The 825-nt window shown below is 44.6% G+C and carries 2 protein-coding genes; both read left to right on the top strand.

Annotated features, from left to right (window positions below; genetic code table 11):
• On the top strand, positions 1 to 340 hold a 340-nt coding region (locus M3175_RS25740; protein ID WP_251524460.1), incomplete at its 5' end, for a 3-hydroxyacyl-CoA dehydrogenase family protein.
• A gap of 30 nt (positions 341 to 370) precedes the next feature.
• The coding region (locus tag M3175_RS25735) for a thiolase family protein (RefSeq protein ID WP_285852450.1) at positions 371 to 825 on the top strand (455 nt) is incomplete at its 3' end.

Below are 825 nucleotides of genomic sequence, written 5' to 3'. Positions count from 1 at the left end.
TCCACAAACCGTTGAATTATTAAAACCATTTATCGATGCGCCAAAACAGTTTGAAGACCAAGAAATCATCGATCGTTTGATGATTGCATTATGTAATGAAACGGTTCGCTGTTTAGAAGATAACATCGTATCGACCCCTGCAGAGGCAGACATGGCGATGATTATGGGTATTGGCTTCCCGCCATTCCGTGGTGGCCCATGCCGTTACATCGACCAAATCGGACTGCAAAATTACCTAGCCCTTTGCGACAAATACGCAAGCTTAGGTAAAGCCTATGAAGCGCCACAAATGATTCGTGATATGGCGGCAAATGGTAAAACTTTTTACCCACAAGCGTAATCGACGATTATAAATTTTAAGGAGAATAGAATGACTACATTAAGTCCAAAAGATGTCGTGATTGTCGATGGCGTTCGTACCGCAATGGGCAAATCAAAAAATGGTATGTTCCGCAATGTACGCGCTGACAGCATGTCTGCGGAGCTTGTTAAAGCCTTGGTAGCACGTAACCCGTTTGATACCAAACTTGTAGAAGATGTTATCTGGGGCTGTGTCAACCAAACCCTAGAGCAAGGTATGAATATTGGTCGTAACATTGGTTTATTGGCTGAATTACCACGTACTACGGCAGGTCAAACGGTCAACCGTCTATGTGGTTCATCCATGCAAGCACTTCACACCGCAGCGGCACAAATCATGACCGGTCAAGGTGATGTGTTCATTATCGGTGGTGTTGAGCATATGGGTCACGTGGGCATGATGCACGGTATTGACATCAACCCAGAGGCTTCAAAATACTATGCAAAAGCCTCTAACATGATGGG

Source organism: Robertmurraya korlensis, assembly GCF_023715225.1.
GTDB lineage: Bacteria > Bacillota > Bacilli > Bacillales > Cytobacillaceae > Robertmurraya_A.
Note: the sequence above shows the minus strand (reverse complement) of the source record. Positions and strands in the feature narration are given on the sequence as shown.